Below are 20,633 nucleotides of genomic sequence, written 5' to 3' on the forward strand. Positions count from 1 at the left end.
GCCCCGTGGGGATCGCGTTTACCAGTGCCCGTCCTCGGTGCGGCTGTGCTCCCGCCGGTTGCCGAGCTGCATGTTAAAGAGGACCTTGGTCAGGGAGTTGATTTCCTCCTTTTTCAGCTGGGCAAAGAGAACTCCGCAGCGGAATTCATTGGGCCCGCACTCCACCACCCGGATAACCTCGCCGATGAAGTCCATGGCGACGTAATCCTCCAGCTTAACCTTGATCCGCAGCACCTCGCCCTCCCCGTGGAGGTACTCCGAGGTGAAGCAGCAGCCGCCGGTGCTGATGTCCACCAGTTTGCACTCCTCCGGGCGCTCGAAGCGCTCGTCGTTCAAGTAGTAAATGGAGATGGGAACATTGTTCACCGCCAGGCGGAAGGTGTCCCGGTGGTTCTCGTGGACCTCCGGCTCCAGCTCCTTCAGCCGCATGAGAATGCGGGAGGACTCCTCTACGGTGGCCCGGAGATAGAATTGGTTCATCTTGTTGTCGCAGCCCCGGACATACACCGTGCTGCCCGGTTCGCAGACTTTAAAGGACAGTCCGCCGGGATGGCGGCCCATGGTGAGCTCCGCTCCCCCATACTCCGTAATCAGGCCTGTGTTCAACACCCGGCCGGACTTCTCCACCACCTCGATGGGCATTTCCCTGCACATCTCGGGGAGGCTCGGGCCCGTTTCCTCCAATGCCGGCGTCACCGGAGCGGGAATGTACTCCGCAAGGTCCTGGTCCCGGTTCAAAAATGAAAAGATACCCATACCGCACCACCTGTATCGAAAAGATTGGAAAGCCGTCCGGCCGGAGGCGGTTCTTTGGTTTGACCGCCGCTTATTGGGCATTATAGCATAAAACCTTTCCCGCCGCAAGCCCTTCCCCATTTTTACGGAGGAGGGAAACTCAGGGGGAATTTTCATCCCCCCCATTATACGATGAAGGGAGGGACCGCCGTGACGGTCTCCATGAACTTTCAAAAGCGCCGCCTGAGGCGGCAGGCCCTGCTGAGCGTGACGCTGTTCGTCCTGTTTCAGACGGCCTGCGCCGCCGTATTCGGCGCGCTGTGTTTTATCCCGAACCTGCCCAGGTGGGCAATCTGGCTTTTCGCTGCCCTGGCGGGCGGATGCGGACTGCCGGTCATTCCCGCCCTGGTGGTGTTAAAAGAACGTTTTCAAGAAATTGAAGGAGGAGAATCCGATGCTGCTGCTGACTATTGACTATGTGCCCGGAAAGGAACTTGAGGCCCTGGGAATCGTGAAAGGGACTGTGGTCCAATCCAAGAATTTCGGAAAGGACTTTATGGCGGGCATGAAGACCCTGGTGGGCGGCGAGATCGCGGGCTACACGGAGATGCTTAACGAGGCCCGGCAGATCGCCACAAAGCGCATGGTGGACGAGGCCCAGGCCCTGGGGGCCGACGCGGTGGTCAACGTCCGCTACGGCTCGTCTTCCGTGATGCAGGGGGCCGCCGAGGTGGTGGCCTACGGCACGGCGGTGAAGCTGAGGTAATGCAAGTCACCTTTCTGGACCACAGCGGCTTTCTGGTGGAGCTGGACTCCGCCGCGCTGCTGTTCGACTGGTGGAAGGGAGAGCTCCCGGCAATAAAGCCGGGGGTCCCCCTGTACGTCTTTGCCAGCCATGTTCACCCGGACCACTTCGATCCCCGGATTTTTACCCTGGACGATGGGAGCCGGGAGGTGCGGTTTATCCTGGGCCATGACATCAAGCTCAGTTCCCGGAATCTCAGCCGCTGGGGCGTCTCGCCGGAGACGGCGGAGAAGTGCCGGAACCTCCGGGGCGGGGAGACGCTGGAGCTCTCTGGGGCCACGGTGGAGGCCCTGCCCTCCACCGACGAGGGGGAGGCGTTTTTGGTGACGGCGGACGGGCGGACCGTCTTTCATGCCGGGGATTTGAACTGGTGGCACTGGGAGGGGGAGGACAAGGGCTGGAACCGGAACATGGAGGTCAACTTTAAAAAATACGCGGAGGCGCTTCGGGGACGGACCATTGATCTGGCCATGCTGCCTCTGGACCCCCGGCTGGGGGAGGCGGGCTTTTGGGGCCCGGCGTATTTCCTCGAAACGGCGGAGATCCGGCGCTTCCTGCCCATGCACCAGTGGGGCGAGTTTGACTTTACCAGGAAATTTTTGGAAAAGCACTCAGCCTTTACAGACCGCGTCCTGCCGGTAAAAGAGCCTGGACAGGTCTTCGCGCTTTGACAAGGAAAAGCCCCTCCGGGAAGTTCTCCCGGAGGGGCTTCTTTTTATTCCTCTTTCAGCAGGTATTCCGGGCCGAAGCCGTGGGGCAACAGCTCCCGGAGGGTCCGGGACAGCTCCTCCCCCTTGCCGTTGAGGCTGATAACCTCCATGTCCGGGGCGAACTCGTAGAGCACCTGGCGGCAGACGGCGCAGGGGACGCAGAAGTCCTCGCACCGGCCCGCCACCGCGATGCGGACAAAGTCCCGGTGGCCCTCGCTGACGGCCTTGCCAACCGCCACCCGCTCGGCGCAGAGGGTGGGGGAATAGGCGGCGTTCTCGATGTTGCAGCCGGTGAAGACCGTGCCGTCGGAGCACTCCAGGGCCGCGCCCACGGGGAAGTGGGAATAGGGAATATAGGCCCGGTCCAGCATGGCCACGGCGGCGGCTTTCAGTTCTTCTCTTGTCATGGAAAAACTCCTTTCTTACTCCTCCGCCCAGGAGACCTCTCTCTGGGGGCGGACTTCTAAGTCTATGATGTCCTTGGCGTCGTAGAATTGGAGATAGCGGTCCCGGGAGTGGCGCAGAGTCGTCCCGTCCGGGTGGAGGCGGTCGCAGATGACGGCGCTGATATCCTTTTTGATGAAGCTGAAGCTCTCCACGCCTACGGAGCAGAAGACCCGGAAGCCCTGGCTCTGTAAGTACCGGAAAGCCGGGCCTGTTATGGTCCAATCGTTGCCGTCGGGGCGCTCGCCGTGGGGGTAGAAGAGGATCGCGGTCTCCCCCACCAGGCTTCCCACCTCGTCCAGCCAGCGCTGGGTGTCCGCCTGGATGCGGGTCATGTTGCCGTCCCCCAGGCGGATGTGGCCCCAGGTGTGGCTTCCGAAGGTCCAGCCGGTGCGGCGGAGCTCTTCGACAATGGGCTGGACGGCCTCCCGCTCCTTCTGGCGGTTGGCCTCCTTGGCGTCGTCCCACTCCTTGGTGTCCGTCTGGGTGCGGTAACCCAGGATGCCCTCATAGCCCGTCAGGCTCAGGCAGCCCTTGGCCCCGAAGGGGGAGAAATCCGGGTGCTCCTCCACAAACTTGTCCAGGATGGGGATGGCGTCCAGGTCCCGGCTGACTACTTCGTTCCCCTCCGGGTCCAGGCCGTAGGAGGCGATTTTCAGGTCCTCCCCGATGATGAGCTTATGGGCAAAGCCGTTTTCCAGCATATAGGGGTAGTAATTCGTATCGTCGTAGCTGAGGACCAGGGGCTTCTTTCCCTCGGGGAGGTAGAGGGTATTCCGGACCATGTGGGGGCCGTCCTCCCCTTCCTCCTCGCTCCAGACGCTGTTGATATCCACCAGGACATAGCCCTTGTCATAGACGCTTTGGAGGATTTTATTATACTCGTCCACGGTGACCATGAAGTCGTCCAGGCCGTTGGCCTGGTTATCCCCGTCGAAGGCCAGCTCCGGGTAGGCAATGACGGGATGGAAAAACAGGTGCTCTACGACGCCGGTCCAGGGGACGTAACCCTCCCGCTCCTGGGTGGGGTCCTTGATTTCATAGGGCTCCTGGACGGGGGCGGGGGGCGGCTCCGGCTCTTGAATTTCCGGTTCCGGCGGGGGCGGCTCCTCTGCCGCCGGAGGGGCGGAAGCACAGGCGGTCAGGAAGAGGAAACACAATCCGAGGATGCATAATCGGCGCATGGCGTCGGTTCCTTTCTGTCGAAAAATCTGTGGTCTTAGTATAGCAGATTCTCCGGCAAAAAGGGGTAACAATTTTATGACAGATTTTTGACAGCTTACTGGACCGGCCTTGCGGCGCTTGTCGAAATTTGGTATAATGACCGTGCTGTCCCTGCCCTAACCTGACAGCAGGGAGGGGGTGAGACCATGGGTATCCTCACTAATTTTATTGTGTCGGTAGCCGCAGGCATTGCCTGTTACTACATTTGCAAATGGCTTGACCGGCACAGCAGAGGCAGCTAAGCGAAACAAACTCCCGGAGAGGTAGGCTCTCTCCGGGAGTTTGTTTTTGCTGTGTGAAACCATGCTATCCTCACTAGCTTTTGGCAAGTATGAGTATACCACACCCGCCTGGAAAAGGCAAGGGGATTTTTCAGCGCTTCGTGCTGGGCTTGAACACCGAAGCCATGACGGCGGCGAAAAACGTCGCGGCGGCTACGCCGCCCGCCGCGGCCGTCAGGCCCCCGGTGAGGACCCCCAGCCAGCCGTCCATGTCCACCGCCTTGCGGACTCCCTTGGCCAAGAGATGGCCGAAGCCCGTCAGGGGCACCGTCGCTCCCGCGCCGCCCCACTGGGCCAGGGGTTCGTAAAGCCCCACGGCGCTGAGGATTACCCCGGCTACCACGTAGCCCGTTAGAATCCGGGCCGGGGTCAGCTGGGTCCTATCGATCAGTATCTGCCCGATGGCGCAAAGCACGCCGCCGCACAGGAACGCGTTCAGATAATCCATGAAAAAACCTCCCTTTTCCGGTAGGGTTTCCCGGAAGGGCGGTTTTATGCGCGGAAAAGGCGCGGGGCTTCGCTCCCGCGCCGCTTCCATTGTCTATCAGAAGTCCTCTTCGCTCTTTATCGGGTCGACTTTCGAGTCAGATTCCTCTGCGGCGCTTTTCCCCGGCCAGCCATTTTTGGCATTCTCCCGTTTGTTTGCCAAGTCATTTTCCTGAATGGACTTCACAATCTGCGTAATATACTGCTCGTCGTTTTCCGGGAAGAAATATTTTGTGATAATCAGCAGCACACTGACCACCAACCCAAGGAAGGATACACAGGCCGTGACGAAGGAAACCATCTCCGTCATTTCAATCCCCGCCGGTGCGCCGGTAAGCTGACGGAAAAACCCCCCCCAAAGCCCAGGCAAAGGCCACGATAATCCCCATACAGGGCACCAGAATTAAGTAACGGCAAATTACGCTGTGCCGGACCTTTTTCTCGTAAGCGTACACATAAGACCTCAGCAATTTTGTAATCAGCGCGTCCCGGGCCTTCTGTTCCTTCGTAAGGAACTGATCCTCAAAATACAGTCCCCGTTCATTCTTTACCATCTGAAAGGGAGATCGCTTTAAAAGCTGATATACCTCACGATAGTTCATCGCCAGCTCGCGCGCCGCGCGTTCTCTCCTAACCTTTTCCTGTAGCTCCTGCCATTCTCTCTTAATCTCTTCTTCCTGTCCCATCCCGCACCTCTCCGGCAAGCCTTACGCGGTAATATCCAGCTCATCCAAACGCCGGAGAACGCTTTCTAAAGACGTCCGATAGCGTTTTGCCAATTCGATGCAAATTGCACCCTGCTTTTTCCCGCTTTTTTTCAGCTCGCTGTAGCTCCGCCGGAAAGACTCCTCCGGCATCAAGAGCGCGGCGGCAAAATAATCGGCATCATTCTCCTGCTCGTCTTTGCCCTTTTTGTTCTCCCGATGCAGATAGATCTTTTCATCTTTATAATGCAGGATCGAATGGCCAAATTCGTGAGCAATGATAAACCGCTTATCTGCCATGGGACGGGCCGAATTCACGCCAATGACCTTCTCCCCGATACCATTGTCCTCCCGCGTTCCGACAGAATCCGGCTGCATAATCAGGAAACCATCTTCATTGTCCGACAACTCGGAATTTCCCACAACAAAACCGTGGCTTCCGGCAAACTTGACAACGTCAAAATAATCGTCTGTTTCCGGATGATAGCCGAAACTCTTTAAGAGCTCCTGCACCTTCTTTTCAATCTCTCTTTTTTCCATTGCGCTCAGCTCCATTTCCCGCCTGCCTCCCCGTCCTATACCCAAGAGTTGTAGCAAGTATATGTGGGGGGAGAGCATTTTATCGTGTCAAAGGTGAACAAGTTCTAAATAGTCTTATATAACACAGCCGTCCCAGCCTGTCAAGGGCTTGTCCGTCCGGGTAAGGTAATTTTAGCAAATTTTCGTTCTTATTTCAATAGCTTGTCCCAAATATTCCGGTCTGGAGCCGAAATATCTCCCAGCTTTTCAGCGCTCTCCCTATGCTTTCAGAAAATTTTTATCAGATTTGCACGTTTTCCGGCAACTCTTCCTTCATGGCCCTCCTTGTTTAGGTACAACCATATATCAAAACAGGAGGTTATTTTTATGAAGCAAACAGACCAGTATGGATTGAACCAATGGGATCTCTCCGACCGCATCCGCATGGAGGACTTCAACGCCGACAACTTAAAAATCGCCGCCGCCCTGGCCGGGCTGGACGCGCGGGCCGACGGGCTGGGGGGGCAGGTCTCCGGCCTGGGCGGGCAGATTGCCACTTTGGACGGGCAGGTTTCCGGGCTGGGGCAGCAGCTCTCCACCTTGGGGGGAACCGTGGCCGGACTGCCCACCTCCGCCAGCCTGGAGCAGCTGAAAGCAACTCTGCAAAGGGCGGACGCGAAGCTTCAGGAGACCAAGCTGGGCACCGAAACCATCCGTCTCACCGGCAGCAATGGCTTTCACGCTTCTGAGGACGGCAGCCACTTCATCTTGAACACCTCCTCACATATCAATCTTACGAGCTACTATATCTTGTTCATGATGTTCCAGATGTCCTACTCGGAACGCGAAACCTTCTACCTCAAGCCTGTCAATGATTCAAAGCTTTCCACCGGCTGTATCTCCACCCAGGGCGTTCTAAACACGGGCATCGCCACATTCATCCATTCCAGGCCGGTTTCCCTGGTCTTCTTCCCCGTGAAGGGCCTGGCCAGACAGCTGAACTGCCTGTTTTTCAGCGAGACCGCCGGGATCGGATACTCTCAGCTCCCCTTCGCACAAACTGAGGGCTTCGCCATCGTTCCGGCGTCGGGAAAAGCCGTCAACACCCACTTCCAATATGACGTCACTTTTTTGGGCATTAAATAAAGAAGAACCCCGGGCCGAAGCCCGGGGTCCTTTTCATCTGAATTTTACAGCGTCAGATACGCGCTTTCACAGGCTGTTGGGGGGATTAGGAGATCGCCAGAACGCCCTGAATGATCATGCCGCTCTCAGAGCCCACGATCTGCCAAGGATAGCTGCCTTCTGTCAAGGCGTTGGTCAGGTTCGTGCCGCCCGAACCAATGGTATTGCCCAGGGTGCCTTCGCCAGCAACCTGAATGAAGAAGTAGTGCCCGCCGGCGTCGCTGAAGTCAGTGCTATCTTGGTATTTCTTCTTGTTCGGGTTGGTCGAATCAAACAGCGTGAAGGTGTAGGTCTCGCTTCTGCCCGTACCGTTGAACTTGAAGAGGCGGTTCTGATCGGGAGTGCCGGACAGGATCACAGACTGGTTGGTCGTGCCGGTCGTCTCAGCCCGGATGTCAGGGAAGATATAGGCGCCAGGATCGAGGTTGTCCTTGATATCCTGGACAAACTTCTCGGCGTTGCTGTCGGCAACAGCCTTTTTCTCATCATTCGTACCGTCCGAAGGAATCGCTTCGATACCATCGGTGGCGAGGGTGGGCTGCCTGGAGCCGTTTCCGGTGGCAGTCATACCAACAGCCTCAACCTTGATGGTGCCGCTGGCAAGAACCACGCCGCTGGGAGAGGTAATCTCCCAAGTGTGGGTGCCTGGGTTCAGAGGCGTACCGTTACCGCGCATCGTTCCGGTTGCACCATCGTAGTTATGGAAGACATCGCTGTAGTACTTGCTGACCTGAACATTGAAGAGGTCCTTCTCAGCAGCGCGACCCCCGTTAATTTCCGAAGTCTCTTCCGTGTAGGCGCTGCCACCGTCGATCTTCAGCGTGTACTTACCCTCTTCGCCGTTGCGCTGATAGACGAAAGTACGGGTGTCCTTGCTGTTGCAGTTCTGGTCGAAGGGAGAACCAGCGCCTTGATTCGTCGGCAGGCCCTCAAGGATATACACGCCGGGATCCAGATTTTCGATCACCCAGTTTTTGGTGCCGCTGGTCGCAGCGTTCGTAATCGTCTCTTCCGTATAGTTGCCGGGGTTCTCAACATCCACGACCATACCCGTCAGGTTGAACTCAACCACAACAGCGCCGTCCTTAGAGGTGACTGCCTGGTTGGTGGTAACGGAAATCGGGTAGCCGGAATTGAGCTCTTCATGCGTCAGCGCCTTCGCCCTGCTCATGAGAGACTTGCCGTTCTGCTTCACATCTACAGTGCCGCTCCGATAAGCCCCCGCGGGAACCCTGAACGACACGGTAGCGGTCGTACCAGTCGCCACAGTCTCAGTGACACCCTCCACATTCGTGGGAGCCTCATAGGAGACATTGACGGCGGTCCAAGTGACCTTGGTCACCGCGACGACAACCTCGCTGTTCTCGTCGGGCTGGAGGGACTGCTCGGAAGCCGTGTAGGTAGCCTGGCTGTCGCTGTAGGTGAAGGCATTGGCATCGCTGACCACAAGGTTCTTGCGGAAGCCGTCGACAGAGACATAGTACTCGGCAGTAACCTTCGCATCCGCGGGGACCCAGTCGGGACGCTCGATCACGAGAGTGTGAGTAATCCAGCCGGTCCGATCATTGACCCTGTAGGAGGTGGTGACACGGCTGCCGTCCACTTTGTCGCCGCTGCTGCCCGCGCTGCCATCGGAGGGTTTCGCGTTCAGGATCATGATAGCATACGCATGACGGAAGCCGTCACTGCTGGAGTTGCCGTTGACCAGGATCTTCAGCTCGACAGTGGACTTGTCGCACTTCTCCTCGTCAAACAGGTCGCTGAGTTCGCTGATGTTGCCGGGACGACCGTCGCGCAGGTCGATGAACTGGGTGGTGCTGTCGACCCGGATGAGGCCTTCCTTGTTCTCGGCAATGTCGATACCCATGACATCCTTACCGGTGAGAATCTCCGCGACACTCTCGGTCAGGGCAACCTGGTTCCCCTTCACGCCGGTTCCCAGGTACTCGATGGTTCCGCCGCCGTTCTCGGGACCAACATAGAAGGCATAATCGGACTCCTTGCCCTCCAGGGTCTTCAGGGGCTCAATGCCCTTGACATAGAAGCCATCGGGGTTGCGGTTGGTGTAAGCGTCCGCGTGGAAGGTGCGGGTCTTGATGATACCATCCGTACCCTCGCGGCCGGTGATGACGGTACCCACGCTGAGCGCACGGTCGAAGTAGCCGGTCTTCTCTTCCTTGAAGCCGTCCGCGCCAGAGACATACTGACGGGTGTAGTACGTGCCGGAGGTGGGAGCCTCAGCGCCGGTGCTCTTCACGGAGGTGTTGGCGCCCCGGTTATCGGTAATAATCATCAGATCGTTCAGATTCGCCTCAGCGGAATCGGACTTGATGACCACGGCCTTGACCTTGCCGTTTTTGTCGACATAGGCCTCGGCGGGGCTGGTAACGAATTCCTCGCTGTTTGTACCGACGTTCTTCCAATAGCGGTTGATCTGGAGCAATTCCTTGTGGTCAACGTTCTGCACGCCGTCCAGGACATTGATGGTATCCACTTCGCCGTTCGTCTCATCGAAGCCAACGAAGATGAACTTCACGCCGTCATAGGGGGCGGTGCGATACGTCCAGGTATTGTACCGATCGGGGGTCTCATAGAAGCCACTGCCGCTGTTGCCAACATAGCCAGCTGCGTCGACCGACGTCAGGCTGTTGACCTTACTGTAGTCTACGTGGCGGCCGGCAACCGTTCCAGCGGTTCCGCTTTCACGGGCGGTATTGTAGAACTCCAGGGGCAGCAGGGTATTTCTGCTCTTGATGCTGTATTCGTTGTTTTCCACGCCAGTCTGCACGGCATACTGCGCGATATTGTAGATGCCTTCGCCGGTCTGGACACTACCGTCCATAGAGCCTTGGGGCTCAACCCAAGAGGAGGTCTTGCCGTCCTTCCGGATACGGCGGCCATTGGTATAGTCGTCGTCGTGGAACAGAGGCTTCACCAGCTCATACTCGCCGTTGCCGTTCTCGGCAACACGGTACTTCACCAGCTCGCCGGGGGCGTACTTCTCAGCCGCGCCGCGGATGGTGCCCAGCTCCAGGTCGACCTCGTCGCCCTTGATGGTCCAGCCGTGGACGAACCAGCTCACACGGCTGTTGGTGCCGGTGGCCTGATAGTAATCGCCGACGATGATCCAGTTGTCGGAAGCGCCCACATCCTTGGCCAGCAGGGCGTTGCCCATCTTGTCCAGGAGCAGAGTCACGTCCTTCTTGGAGGACCGGATCTGATAGCCGTCGATCTCGCGCATATCCTTGTTCCACTGCGCGATGGGATAGGTGGTTCCACCAACCGTGATGGCAACGGCGTTGCCGTCGGGCTTGCTCTTGGTGTTGTAGATGTCGACGTTGGTCAGAGCGCCGGAAACGGTCTCGGGCACATAGGCCTCGCCGACCTCCCAGGTCTTGCCGTCATCGGCGGTGTAGGGGATGATAGCAACTTCGTCGCCGGCCTTCAGGTCCTTCAGGACGTTGTAGGCGTCATAGTTGTTGTCCTTGACGCTGATGACTTCGTCATAAAGGGCGTAGTCGTTGTAACCGGCAATCTCATGCAGGTCACCGTCCTTGCGGGGGTCCTTGCTGTCGGAGTCGATGACATCCAGCTCGACATAATCGGTGGCAACGCGGTCCACTTCCATCAGCTGGGTCCGGGTGACGACGACGTCGGTGATGAAGTCGGCGTCCACGGGGCAGACATAAACCTCAACGGTCACGCCGTTGTCGGTCAGGTCGCACAGCTCAGACAGAGAGGGGGCCAGGTCCTTGCTGCTGGAGTCGATGCTGCGAGCATCGTAGGTGTACCACTGGCCCTGCTTGGCAGACTCGCCCTTGATAACGGCAGTCTGCTTGTAAGCGTCGTTCCGCACGCGGGCGTTCCAGCCGTTGATGTGAATCTGGGTAGCATCCGCGAAGGGGCTGCTGTAGTACTGGTTGCTGGCAGCGGTGCTCCAGTTCACATAGCCGCCCTTGTGGTCGGTGCTGTAGGTGTCGTAGCCGCGCAGGCCCAGAGCCTTCTCCTTGGTGGCCACGGTGTCTTCCAGGTGGGCCATCTGCTTGGTGAAGGTGAAGTCAGCAGGCAGCTTGAAGGTGCCGATGGTGACCTTCTTGTAGGACCACTCGTTGGAGGGATGGCCGTACACGTCGTAAGCGGGATCATAACGATCGTGCTCCAGGCGCAGATCCTTGAAGTGCTCCTCGCCGAACTCGAGAGTCATCTCGTTGTTGGCGGCGTTGATCACACGGCGGTTGATGTTGGCGTTGATGTCACGGTTGTTGCTGGTGCGATACACAGCCTTGCTGCCCTGAACCGTCAGGACCTCGCCGGTAGAGCTGACAACGGTGTTGGCGTTGCCATAGTCCACCATGGTGGCCTTCAAGGTGTTCAGAGCCAGCTGGCAGGCCTCATCACGGGTCACGGCCTTCGCGCCGTCGAAGCTGATGCGGTCGAACAGGCCGGCGACATTGCCGATCCGGGCCACGTTCATGGTCCAGCCGGTGTCCACGAAGCCCTCGATGTTGCTCTTATAGCCGATGGCGCCGAGCAGCATCTTCGCGAAGGCATAGCCGGTCAGGGGGTTGGCGGGCTTGAAGGTGCCGTCGCCATAGCCGCTGATGTAACCGGCCGTCTTGCAGTAGCCGATGACGCCCGCGAAGGTGTGGCCCGCGGGAACGTCGGGGTAGGGACTCGCGTTGTTGGGCAGAGCGGAGGCAGCGTCGGGGCCGATCATCAGGGAGACGATGATCTTGGCGGCCGCGCCGCGGGTCAGCTCCGTCTCGGGACGGAAGCTGCCGTCCTCGTAACCGGTGATGACACCGATACGGTTCAGAACGGCAACTGCTTCCTCGTACTGGATCTCGTCCTTGTCGGTGAGATCCCGGTACTCGGTGGCTCCCGCGCTGATGGTGACCAGAGACATGGTCATAATCAATGCGAGAACCAGGGACAGGAATTTCTTCATTGAACATTCCTCCTTTAAAGATTACGGTCCGCTCGAACTTCCAACGCCCCCTCCAGGATTCGTGTCGGGGCTAGCCGATCCCACATCAAGCCTGGAATTGGCCTCTTCCGCCCGTCGTCCGCAAATGCAATCTATCAGGAAAAAAAAGCCCTGGCAAGGCTTTTTCCGGCCTTTTAACCGAACTGAAAACCGCCATACGATAGCCTTTGGGTATTTGCCGGAAAGGAATAACGCAATCCAATTTTTCCCAAAAAGTGAAGCCGGGCGGCAGTTCCCTTTGGCGAAACGCTCCGCCCCTGCCCCCGGCTTCCAAGAAAGTTATTCGGCTTTTCGTTTCTCCCGCTCCGGGAGGAAGTATTTCTGCCCCAGCTGGACCAGGGCCCCCTCCTCCACCATGCGGTGGAGCACCAGGGTGCACTGCTTCGGCTGGATGTGAAGGAGGTCTACGATATCCTGCCGGTAGGCGAAGCCCGCCCCGGCCAGATACTCCAGGATGGCCTCCCGGTGCCGCTCCGGCGGAACCACGGTGCCGGGGAGGTAGTACTTGCCCCCCACGCGGACCAGCCGCCCGTGCTCCGTCAAGCGGCGCAGGCGGGCGTATGTAGCAGTCTTGGACAGGCTCAGCAGCTCCGACACGTCTCCCCGGGAGACAAAGCCCTGCTCCAGGGCCTGCCGGAGGATGCGCTCATCCTCTATATCCCGGCAGTCGTCCCGTTTCAGGTCCCGGAGGGTTGCCCGCTCCAGCCCGCCCCGGATCAGCGCGGCCCGGGTGAGCCGGGACAGCCGGGGAAGGTCCAGGGGCTTTCGGGACTGCTCCGTCAGGAGGACATGCGGGTCCTCCTCCGGGTCCCTCCGGCGGTGTTCCTCCTCCAAAATCCGCCGGAGGGCGCTGGTGATGGCCACGCTTCGGTCCGGCAGATGAAGAACCCCCTCCTGGAAATCCACCTGCTCCCAGGTAAGCGCGATCATCTCCTGGGCCTGGAGGCCCAGCTGCCAGCCCATCCACATAGCCAGGCCCGCCGCCGTGTCCCGCTCTGCCTGGAGAAGCTTCCAAAGCTTAAACTCGTCCACCTGGACGGCCGGGGACTTCGGCGCTTTTCTGGCCGGGGCGCTGGCGGAAAAGCGGAGCTGCAAAGTCGCAACCTCCACGCCGCTAACCCGGGCAGCCTCAGGCCAGTCCATTCGGTCCAGGCAGCGGATGATCCAGTCATAGCGCAGATCCAGCAACCGCACACCTTTCAGCCCGCCCCGGTCCAAGGCCAGCCGGGCAATTCGGGAAATGGATTCCAGCCGCATCGGCTTCCGCTCCCGGGCGGAGAGGAGAACATGCGGGTCCCCCGGTTCCCCCCGGGCCTCCCGGGCCTCCTGAAGCTTCCAGAGGAACGCACGCATCTCCTGGTCCAGGGGCACCATCCGGCCCGGAAGCTCCAGCCTGTTATCCAGGAAGGAAATCTGATCCCAAGTCAGGGCGGCGATTTCCTCCCGGGTCAGCCCCTCCAGCCAGGCAAGACGGAGCACCAGCGCCTCCGGTCCCGTCTGCTCCTGCTCCAGCAGACGGCGCAGGGCGGTTTCGTCCAACCGTCGGTTCTTTTCCTCCATGTGCTCCTTCCCCCCCAGCGTTAAGTTATTTTCATCTGACAAGTCGGGCGGACTTTTTGAAATAACTTCCAATCCCGCCTGTCAAATCGGCCTTATCCCCCGCCGGCGGTTTCCTCTCCCTCTCCACGGGCGCCGAATCGCTCCACGCCCGTGAGATCCCAGCAGCCATGCCGGGTCACCAGCCCGCCGGACAGACGGCCCTGACGCACGGTAAAGATGGCGTCATACGGCTCTTTATCCACCTGGCACCGCAGTGCGCCGGAAATCAGATATTTGCCGCTTTGCAGCACGCTGCCGGAAAAACGGTTCCGGCGGCTGAGCAGGCGCAGCTCCCCGGAGACGGTTCCCGCCTCCTCCAAAAGCAGCAGCTCTCCTGCCCGGGGGCCCAACTGGCTTTGCAGTATAACGGTGTAACAGACTTTTTTCACAGCATCACTTCCTGTTATGGTTCGATTATAAATAGGCAAGCGCTTTTACCAAAGGGACAATTTTGTAAAAACCGTCTAATTTTGGACATAATTGAAACAATTGTCAAAATCCTCCCGTTTTGTGTCGACTGAATGAAAAAAGAGGGCGGGAAAACCCGTCCTCTTTGCATGCTCCGCCCATCAGGGCATTGGATTCCAATCGCCCCGCTCCTGTAAGGTCTGCCACATGGCTCCCGCCGCGCTCCGCTCCGCCGCCTGTTCCAGCGCGTCCGCCAACTCCTCCGGCCGCAAAACCTCGCCGTTTCGAACCCAGCTCTCTATCAGGGACAGCAGCAAGGCCCGGCCCCATCGCCGTTCCCGCTCTGCCGCCTCCTGATCCGGCGGCGCGCCGCATCGGTTCCGATAATAAGCCTGAACCGCTTTCAATACTTCTTCCAAAGGGATCATTTCCCCCAGCCCCGTCTGGCCGCCCTGCTCCAGAACCGCCCGGTAAAACGCCCGCTCCTCCCCGGCCCTGTCCAGCAAATCCAAAAAGGCCTGCCGCCAGGTGATGCAGTCCGCCAGGCGGTTTGTCAATAAGACACGCTCCTGCCGGACAGTCCAGGCGAAAAGGTCGTAAACATCCTTGAAGTGGTAATAAAAAGACTGCCGCCGGAGTCCGTACATCTCCGTCAGTTCCCGGACGCGGAGCTGGTCCAGCGGTTTTTGCCTCAGCAGCGCCCGCAGGGCGGCGCTGAGCTCCTGCCTGGTTCGATTTTCATGTCCCGGCATAAACTCCTCCTGACCGCCGGAGCTCCCTTCCCCGGCGCATTTGAATAATCTCCGGCCTATCCGGCGGAAAGCCCGCTTTTTCGCCGCTTTAAGCATACTCTACGCCCTCCTTCCCGTCAAGATTTCCTGCTTTTGCATTTTTCCATTTCCCTCGACAAATTCAGACAAGTTATTTTCCGCTTCTTGTGTATCATATCCATAGAACCCAGCTACATTTTGTGTTTCATCAGAAAGGAAGACCTGCTATGACCGCACTTTCCAAAGAATACCTGCTGCTGTTTAACGCCGTCACCGACGCAGAACGGACCCTGTTCCAGCTGCGGGAGGCCCTGCTGGAATCCCAGCGGCAGGCGGAGGAGCTTTTTCTGGAGGAAACGGCCTGGGACAGTCCCCCCGATGAAGCCCGGCCGGTTTCATAAGCTGTCGGAAAAGCCGTTGACCTTCCGCTGTAAATGGGGTACAATGGTTTTATATTCCGGCAGCCGCTGCCATGGCAGGGGGCCTTCCGCGGGAAGGCCCCCTCTTTAATTTAAGGTTAAACGCCGCCGCCGGACCCCATGGAGGTCGCCTATGCCCAGTATCTCTGTCATCGTCCCCGTCTACCAGGCGGAGAAGTTCCTGCACCGCTGTCTCGACAGCGTAGCCCGCCAGACCTTTTCCGATTGGGAGCTCATCCTGGTGGATGACGGGTCCACCGACGGCTCCGCCGCCCTGTGCGACCACTTCGCCGCCAAGGACAATCGGGTTCGCGTCTTTCACCGGAAGAAGAACCAGGGCGTCAGCGAGGCCCGGAACCTGGGAATCAACGAGGCCAAGGGGGACTATATTGCCTTTCTGGACGCCGACGACTGCTATGAGTTCCAGGCTCTGGAAACCCTTTGGAATCTCCGGGAGCAGTCCGGCGCGGACGCCGCCGCCTGCGGCCTTACCTATCTCTGGCCCGGCGGGAAGCAGTCCGTCCAGGCCCAGCTCCCCGCCGGGGTCTACGGCGGGGCCGAGATCCGCGAGAAGCTGGTCCTTCCCCTGACAGGGGATCGCCTGACCCAGCCGGTGTTCAACGGCTACAGCGTCTGCTACCTCTTCTCCACGGAGCTCATCCGCAAAAACCACATTGCCTTCGACGGCCCTTATTTAGAGGACGAGCTCTTCGTCCTGGAGTATTTCTGCAACGCCCGCACCCTGGCGGTGACGGACCAGCCCCTCTACCGCTACTTCCTTCACGGGGAGTCCGCCACCCACCACTACATGAAGAATTTCCCTCAGGTCTTCGCCCGCTTCATGGAGCGGAAAGAGGCGCTGGTTTCCAAGTACGGCCTGGAGTCCCTCCGGCCCCAGTGGCGGGAGAGCTCCAACTGGGCGGGCCTTCTGATTGCCGTGGGCAACGAGTACGCCCGGGACAACCCCAAATCCATCCGCCAGCGGCAAAAGGCCGTCAAGGAGTTCTGCCAGCGGCCGGAGATGCAAAAGGCCATTCGCGAAATCGCTCCCGCGGGCCTCAGCCCCAACAAGCAGATGGTGGCGAACCTGGTCCGGGGAAAGCACTTCTTCACCCTGACCCAGCTCTACCGTTTGAAAAACCGCATTTGAGGAAAACGCCATGACTCTTTTAAAAGAAAGCTATCTCTGCCATCTTCTGTCCCTGCTCCTGGCCGCCTATCAGCACAGCGCTCTGCACCGCCTGGCCGTCCGGCTGGGGGCCTGGTGCAGCCGCCAGATAGAGGAAAGCGCCATTCTCCGCCCCCTGTGCCGGGAGGGGGCCGCTGCCCGCTCCTGGCCGGACAGCCAGGCCTGCAAGCTTTTCAGCCGCCTGGTGAACCTGCCAGGCCGTCTGCTCCGCAAGTTCTACCTGCTTTTGGAGGGGACCTTTGAAACCAGCTTCTTCGCCCAGCTGGCCTTCCGTCTGGGGGATGAGACCGCCGTGGCCGAGGGCTGGCTGATTCTCCTCCTTTGGATCATCCCCTACGAGTACTGGAACAACGCCTACACCCTCATGGCCTTCCTGCTCCTCCTGCTCCTGCTCCACGCCGGGGCCATGGGCCGGGGGGACCGGAGGCTGGATGTGGAGGCCATCGGCTTCTTCCCCGTCCTCTTCTTTGGGGCGGTGGTCCTGGGCGTGGTCTTCTCCCTGACCCGAAACGCCTCCACCCGGTTCCTCGTCTACCACATTTCCGCCGCCCTCTGCGTGCTGGTAACCGTCAGCGCCCTGCGCTCCGCAGAGGAGCTCAAGCGCCTGGCGGCGGGGGCCTCCGGCTGCGTGGCCGTCTCCTCCCTGTACGCCATTTTCCAGCGTCTCTCCGGCTTGGAGGTCAACGAGTCCTATGTGGACATGGATCTGAACGCCGACATGCCCAGCCGGGTCCTCTCCTTCTTCGACAACCCCAACACCTTCGCCGAGGTGCTGATCCTCCTTCTGCCCCTCACCCTGGCCCTGATTCTGTGCTCCAAGCATTTTATTTCCAAGCTGGCGGCCTCCGCGGCCTTTGTCCTGGGCGCCGCCGCCCTGGGCATGACCTACTGCCGCGCCGCCTGGATCGGCATTGCCTGTGCCATGGTGGTGATGATTTTCCTCTGGAAGCCCAAGCTGCTGCCTCTCTTTTTCGCCCTGTGCCTCCTGGCGGTGCCCTTCCTCCCGGGCAGCATCTGGAACCGCATCCTCACCATTTTCGACGCCTCCGACTCCTCCACCAACAGCCGCTTTCCCCTGTTCAAGGCGGGGCTGGAGGTCATCACCCGCCGCCCCCTCTCCGGCGCGGGCCTGGGCACCGCCGCCGTCCAGCGCTACGTGAAGCTGCTGAACTTCTACCACGCCCGAACCCCCTTCGTCCACTCCCATAACATCTACATCCAGGTCTGGGCGGAGATGGGGGTCTTAGGCTTCGTGGGCTTTGTGGGTTCCGCCCTTTGGGGCGTAAAGCGGGCGGCCCACGCCGTCCGGCACTGCGCCGGCGGAGCCGCCAGGACCATCACCGCCGCCGCCTGTGCAGCTCTTTGCGGGGCCCTGGTCTGCGGTCTGGCGGACTACCTCTGGAACTATCCCCGGGTGATGTGCATTTTCTGGTTTGTCTTCGCCGTGGCCCTGGGCGGAGCGAAGCTCTGCATGGAGAACACATAAATACCCGATTCGAAGGTTCATGTCGTAGGGGCGGACCTGTGTGTCCGCCCCTACGGCTGCACGCACAAAAAAAGCGGGTCCCCGGAGAGGCGCAGCTCTCCGGGGACCCGCTTTTGCATGACAGAGATTTTACTCAATTTTTGGCTGTATGGATCATACCACACCCCATGCAGGATACACAAAAGCCCATTTCCCTCAGCTCTTGCTGGGCAGCACCGAGGCGATGGACCCGGCGAAGGCGCTCAGCGGCATGGTCTGAAGCACCACATGGCCCGGCCCTGTGACCACGGTGTTAAACATCCCCTCCCCGCCGAAGAGGACGTTTTTCACCCCCTTGACGGACTGGATGTCGATGGAGCAGGTCTCGTCCATCATGGCCAGATTTCCGGTGTCCACAATCAGCTGCTGGCCCGGGGCCAGGTCGTACTCCACGGCGGAGCCGTCAATTTCCAAAAAGGCGATCCCCCGGCCGGAGAGCTTCTGCATAATGAAGCCCTCGCCGCCGAAGAAGCCCGCTCCCATCTTCTTCTGGAAGAACACGGACAGCTCCACCCCCTGCTCCGAGGCCAGGAACGCGGACTTCTGCGCCACAATGGACTTGCCCGGCCCGATCTCCACCGCCCGGATGGTCCCGGGGAAGCTGGAGGCAAAGGCAATCATGCCCGGCGCGCCCTTGGCGGTGTAAAGGTTCTGGAACATGGACTCCCCGGAGAACATCCGCCCAAAGGCCTTGCCCAGGCTGCCCCCGGCGGAGGTCTGCATCTCCATGTTGGGGCTCATCCACACCATGGACCCCTTTTCCGTAATCATCGTCTCCCCGGCGTTCAAATCGCAGATCACCACGGGCATGGGCTCGCCCTTGATTTCATAGTTCATCCCGCACACTTCCTTTCGTTTTATCCCCCTTCAGGGTTTGTTATATCTTACTATAGCAAAGTCCCCTTTTCTCCGCAAGAGCCGGAAGCAAAGAGGACACCTTTTGCCTTTTTCTCCCGCATAAAGCGCCCTCCCGCGGGCATCCTAGGAGGAACACCACTGCCACAAGGAGGCGCGCTATGAACAACAAACGGATCGGGCGCCGCACCGTCGCCCTGGAGCATCCCCCCTCCGTCATCTCCTACGCCAACATCGGCGGCAAGCTGGAGGGGGAGGGCCCCCTGCGGGAGCACTTCGACGAGCTGGACCAGGACTCCTTCTTCGGGGAAAAGACCTGGGAAAAGGCGGAGTCCGCCATGCAGAAGCGGGTCCTCCAGCGGGCCCTGGACCAGATTAAGCTCAAGCCCGGAGACCTGGACTATATCTTCGCCGGGGACCTCTTAAACCAGTGCATCGGCTCCTCCTTCGGCCTGCGGGAGTTCGGCGTGCCCTTCTACGGGCTCTACGGGGCCTGCTCCACCATGGGGGAATCCCTCTCCCTGGCGGCCATGGCCATTGACGGGGGCTTTGCGGAAAAAGCCGCCGCCATGACCTCCTCCCACTTCTGCACGGCGGAGCGCCAATACCGGATGCCCGTGCCCTACGGCAACCAGCGGACCCCCACCGCCCAGTGGACCGCCACCGCCGCCGGGTGCACCATCCTGGCCTCCCAGGGGGAGGGGCCCTATATCACCCACGTCACCTGCGGAAAAATCGTGGACAAAGGCATCGCGGATGCCAACAACATGGGGGCCGCCATGGCCCCGGCGGCCTACGACACCCTTTCCGCCTTTTTCCAGGACACAAAAACCAAGCCCCAGGACTACGACCTGGTGGTCACCGGGGACCTGGGGGAGCTGGGCCACGCCATCGTCCGGGACTTCTTTTCCAAGGACGGCATCGACATGGGGGAGCACTTCCAGGACTGCGGCCTCCTCCTCTACGACCGGGAAAAGCAGGACATGCACGCCGGGGGCTCCGGCTGCGGCTGCTCCGCCTCGGTGCTCAACGGCTACCTCCTCTCCGGTATGCGCCAGGGGAAATGGAAGAAAATCGTCTTCGCCCCCACCGGGGCCCTGCTCTCCCCCACCTCCAGCTTTCAAGGAGAGTCCATCCCCTCCATCTGCCACGCCCTCTGCATCTCCACCGCAAAGTAACCAGGGGCCCGGATTCCGGGCCCCTTTCTACATATCCTGCAGGGAGTTCCCCAGTATCCTTGTGCGGATTCACGGTTGACCTTGGTATGAAATCAGACTATACTACCATTTGTCCTCAGCAAGTCCGATTTCATACCATAATAAGGAGCCCGCACATGGACCATTACACGCTGTTTCAGGAATACCTCCAGGCCGACCACCAAATTGATGAATTTTACCACACCCTGGCCCAGGCCCTGGGCCTGTCGGACAGCGCCCTCTGGGTACTGTGGTGCCTGGTGGAGCGAGGGGACGGCTGCACGCAGAAGGACATCTGCCGTCAAGTCTCTATCAGCAAGCAGACCGTCCACTCCTCCGTCCGGAAGCTGGAGCGGGACGGCTTTCTCTCCCTCCGTCCCAGAGAGGGCCGGGAGGTTTCCCTCTTCCTCACGGCTCAGGGCCAGGAGCTGGTCCGTGAAAAAGTCCTTCCCATCATGGCGGCCGAGCGGGCCGCTGCCGGGGGGCTGACCGAGGAGGAGCTGCGGGATATGATCCGCCTGTCCCAGAAATGGCTCTCCCTCTTCCGAAAGGCGGCGGCCTCCCTTCCCAAACCATAAAACCGCCGGAATCC

Annotated in this window: 21 protein-coding genes; 9 read left to right on the forward strand and 12 right to left on the reverse strand. The window is 59.8% G+C overall.

The window, feature by feature from the left end; genetic code table 11:
- Positions 1-18: 18 nt before the first annotated feature.
- Positions 19-756: a PilZ domain-containing protein gene (locus Q1M04_RS06200; protein WP_293279059.1), complete on the reverse strand. Its 738-nt coding sequence runs from the start codon at positions 754-756 to the stop codon at positions 19-21.
- Between the two features lie 189 nt (positions 757-945).
- Here Q1M04_RS06200 and Q1M04_RS06205 point away from each other — a divergent pair, with 189 nt between their 5' ends.
- The 3 genes from Q1M04_RS06205 to Q1M04_RS06215 are packed head-to-tail and all read left to right on the forward strand — an operon-like array spanning position 946 to position 2,211.
- Complete coding sequence (locus Q1M04_RS06205) at positions 946-1,209, forward strand: hypothetical protein (protein ID WP_297998275.1); 264 nt, start codon at positions 946-948, stop codon at positions 1,207-1,209.
- On the forward strand, positions 1,190-1,501 hold the full coding sequence (locus Q1M04_RS06210) for a YbjQ family protein (RefSeq protein WP_297998273.1): 312 nt from the start codon (positions 1,190-1,192) through the stop codon (positions 1,499-1,501). The genes Q1M04_RS06205 and Q1M04_RS06210 overlap by 20 nt, the downstream gene beginning before the upstream one ends.
- Positions 1,501-2,211 (forward strand): MBL fold metallo-hydrolase, encoded by a 711-nt coding sequence (locus Q1M04_RS06215; RefSeq protein ID WP_297998272.1) that lies wholly within the window; start codon positions 1,501-1,503, stop codon positions 2,209-2,211. The genes Q1M04_RS06210 and Q1M04_RS06215 overlap by 1 nt, the downstream gene beginning before the upstream one ends.
- Before the next feature lie 44 nt (positions 2,212-2,255).
- Here Q1M04_RS06215 and cdd read toward each other — a convergent pair whose 3' ends face one another.
- The 6 genes from cdd to Q1M04_RS06245 form a co-directional block, all read right to left on the reverse strand.
- On the reverse strand, positions 2,256-2,657 hold the full coding sequence (gene cdd / locus Q1M04_RS06220) for a cytidine deaminase (RefSeq protein ID WP_293279055.1): 402 nt from the start codon (positions 2,655-2,657) through the stop codon (positions 2,256-2,258).
- Between the two features lie 15 nt (positions 2,658-2,672).
- A complete protein-coding gene (locus tag Q1M04_RS06225) occupies positions 2,673-3,878 on the reverse strand; it encodes a polysaccharide deacetylase family protein (RefSeq protein WP_297998269.1) in 1,206 nt (401 codons plus the stop codon).
- A gap of 412 nt (positions 3,879-4,290) precedes the next feature.
- On the reverse strand, positions 4,291-4,647 hold the full coding sequence (spoVAE, locus tag Q1M04_RS06230) for a stage V sporulation protein AE (protein ID WP_293279053.1): 357 nt from the start codon (positions 4,645-4,647) through the stop codon (positions 4,291-4,293).
- A gap of 96 nt (positions 4,648-4,743) precedes the next feature.
- Positions 4,744-4,995 carry a hypothetical protein gene (locus tag Q1M04_RS06235; protein WP_297998267.1) on the reverse strand — a complete coding sequence of 84 codons (252 nt, stop codon included), beginning with the start codon at positions 4,993-4,995 and terminating at the stop codon, positions 4,744-4,746.
- A gap of 1 nt (position 4,996) precedes the next feature.
- Positions 4,997-5,371 (reverse strand): hypothetical protein, encoded by a 375-nt coding sequence (locus Q1M04_RS06240; protein WP_297998264.1) that lies wholly within the window; start codon positions 5,369-5,371, stop codon positions 4,997-4,999.
- A gap of 21 nt (positions 5,372-5,392) precedes the next feature.
- On the reverse strand, positions 5,393-5,944 hold the full coding sequence (locus Q1M04_RS06245; protein ID WP_297998262.1) for an ImmA/IrrE family metallo-endopeptidase: 552 nt from the start codon (positions 5,942-5,944) through the stop codon (positions 5,393-5,395).
- Positions 5,945-6,295: 351 nt separating this feature from the next.
- Between Q1M04_RS06245 and Q1M04_RS06250 the strand changes: the two genes are divergently transcribed.
- On the forward strand, positions 6,296-7,054 hold the full coding sequence (locus tag Q1M04_RS06250; RefSeq protein ID WP_297998260.1) for a hypothetical protein: 759 nt from the start codon (positions 6,296-6,298) through the stop codon (positions 7,052-7,054).
- A gap of 85 nt (positions 7,055-7,139) precedes the next feature.
- Here Q1M04_RS06250 and Q1M04_RS06255 read toward each other — a convergent pair whose 3' ends face one another.
- The 4 genes from Q1M04_RS06255 to Q1M04_RS06270 all read right to left on the reverse strand — a co-directional run bounded on the left by Q1M04_RS06255 (position 7,140) and on the right by Q1M04_RS06270 (position 14,839).
- Positions 7,140-12,041 (reverse strand): S-layer homology domain-containing protein, encoded by a 4,902-nt coding sequence (locus Q1M04_RS06255; RefSeq protein WP_300446876.1) that lies wholly within the window; start codon positions 12,039-12,041, stop codon positions 7,140-7,142.
- Between the two features lie 318 nt (positions 12,042-12,359).
- Positions 12,360-13,640: a DNA glycosylase AlkZ-like family protein gene (locus Q1M04_RS06260; RefSeq protein ID WP_297998246.1), complete on the reverse strand. Its 1,281-nt coding sequence runs from the start codon at positions 13,638-13,640 to the stop codon at positions 12,360-12,362.
- Between the two features lie 92 nt (positions 13,641-13,732).
- Positions 13,733-14,068 (reverse strand): hypothetical protein, encoded by a 336-nt coding sequence (locus Q1M04_RS06265; RefSeq protein ID WP_204790736.1) that lies wholly within the window; start codon positions 14,066-14,068, stop codon positions 13,733-13,735.
- Positions 14,069-14,248: 180 nt separating this feature from the next.
- On the reverse strand, positions 14,249-14,839 hold the full coding sequence (locus Q1M04_RS06270) for a hypothetical protein (RefSeq protein WP_297998235.1): 591 nt from the start codon (positions 14,837-14,839) through the stop codon (positions 14,249-14,251).
- A 245-nt stretch (positions 14,840-15,084) separates the two neighbouring features.
- Here Q1M04_RS06270 and Q1M04_RS06275 point away from each other — a divergent pair, with 245 nt between their 5' ends.
- The 3 genes from Q1M04_RS06275 (at position 15,085) to Q1M04_RS06285 (ending at position 17,951) form a co-directional block, all read left to right on the forward strand.
- Positions 15,085-15,258 carry a hypothetical protein gene (locus tag Q1M04_RS06275; RefSeq protein WP_293279502.1) on the forward strand — a complete coding sequence of 58 codons (174 nt, stop codon included), beginning with the start codon at positions 15,085-15,087 and terminating at the stop codon, positions 15,256-15,258.
- Positions 15,259-15,409: 151 nt separating this feature from the next.
- Positions 15,410-16,426, forward strand: coding sequence for a glycosyltransferase (locus tag Q1M04_RS06280; RefSeq protein WP_297294323.1), 1,017 nt, complete (start codon positions 15,410-15,412; stop codon positions 16,424-16,426).
- A gap of 10 nt (positions 16,427-16,436) precedes the next feature.
- Positions 16,437-17,951, forward strand: coding sequence for an O-antigen ligase (locus tag Q1M04_RS06285; protein ID WP_297998230.1), 1,515 nt, complete (start codon positions 16,437-16,439; stop codon positions 17,949-17,951).
- Between the two features lie 195 nt (positions 17,952-18,146).
- On the opposite strand, the gene Q1M04_RS06290 is transcribed toward Q1M04_RS06285, so the two are convergent.
- Complete coding sequence (locus Q1M04_RS06290; protein WP_295756285.1) at positions 18,147-18,827, reverse strand: TIGR00266 family protein; 681 nt, start codon at positions 18,825-18,827, stop codon at positions 18,147-18,149.
- Between the two features lie 179 nt (positions 18,828-19,006).
- Here Q1M04_RS06290 and spoVAD point away from each other — a divergent pair, with 179 nt between their 5' ends.
- Complete coding sequence (gene spoVAD / locus Q1M04_RS06295) at positions 19,007-20,023, forward strand: stage V sporulation protein AD (RefSeq protein ID WP_293279510.1); 1,017 nt, start codon at positions 19,007-19,009, stop codon at positions 20,021-20,023.
- Positions 20,024-20,178: 155 nt separating this feature from the next.
- Positions 20,179-20,619 carry a MarR family winged helix-turn-helix transcriptional regulator gene (locus tag Q1M04_RS06300; RefSeq protein ID WP_297294321.1) on the forward strand — a complete coding sequence of 147 codons (441 nt, stop codon included), beginning with the start codon at positions 20,179-20,181 and terminating at the stop codon, positions 20,617-20,619.
- Positions 20,620-20,633: the final 14 nt, after the last annotated feature.

The sequence above is a fragment of the uncultured Oscillibacter sp. genome (assembly GCF_950073225.1).
Lineage (GTDB): Bacteria > Bacillota > Clostridia > Oscillospirales > Oscillospiraceae > Oscillibacter.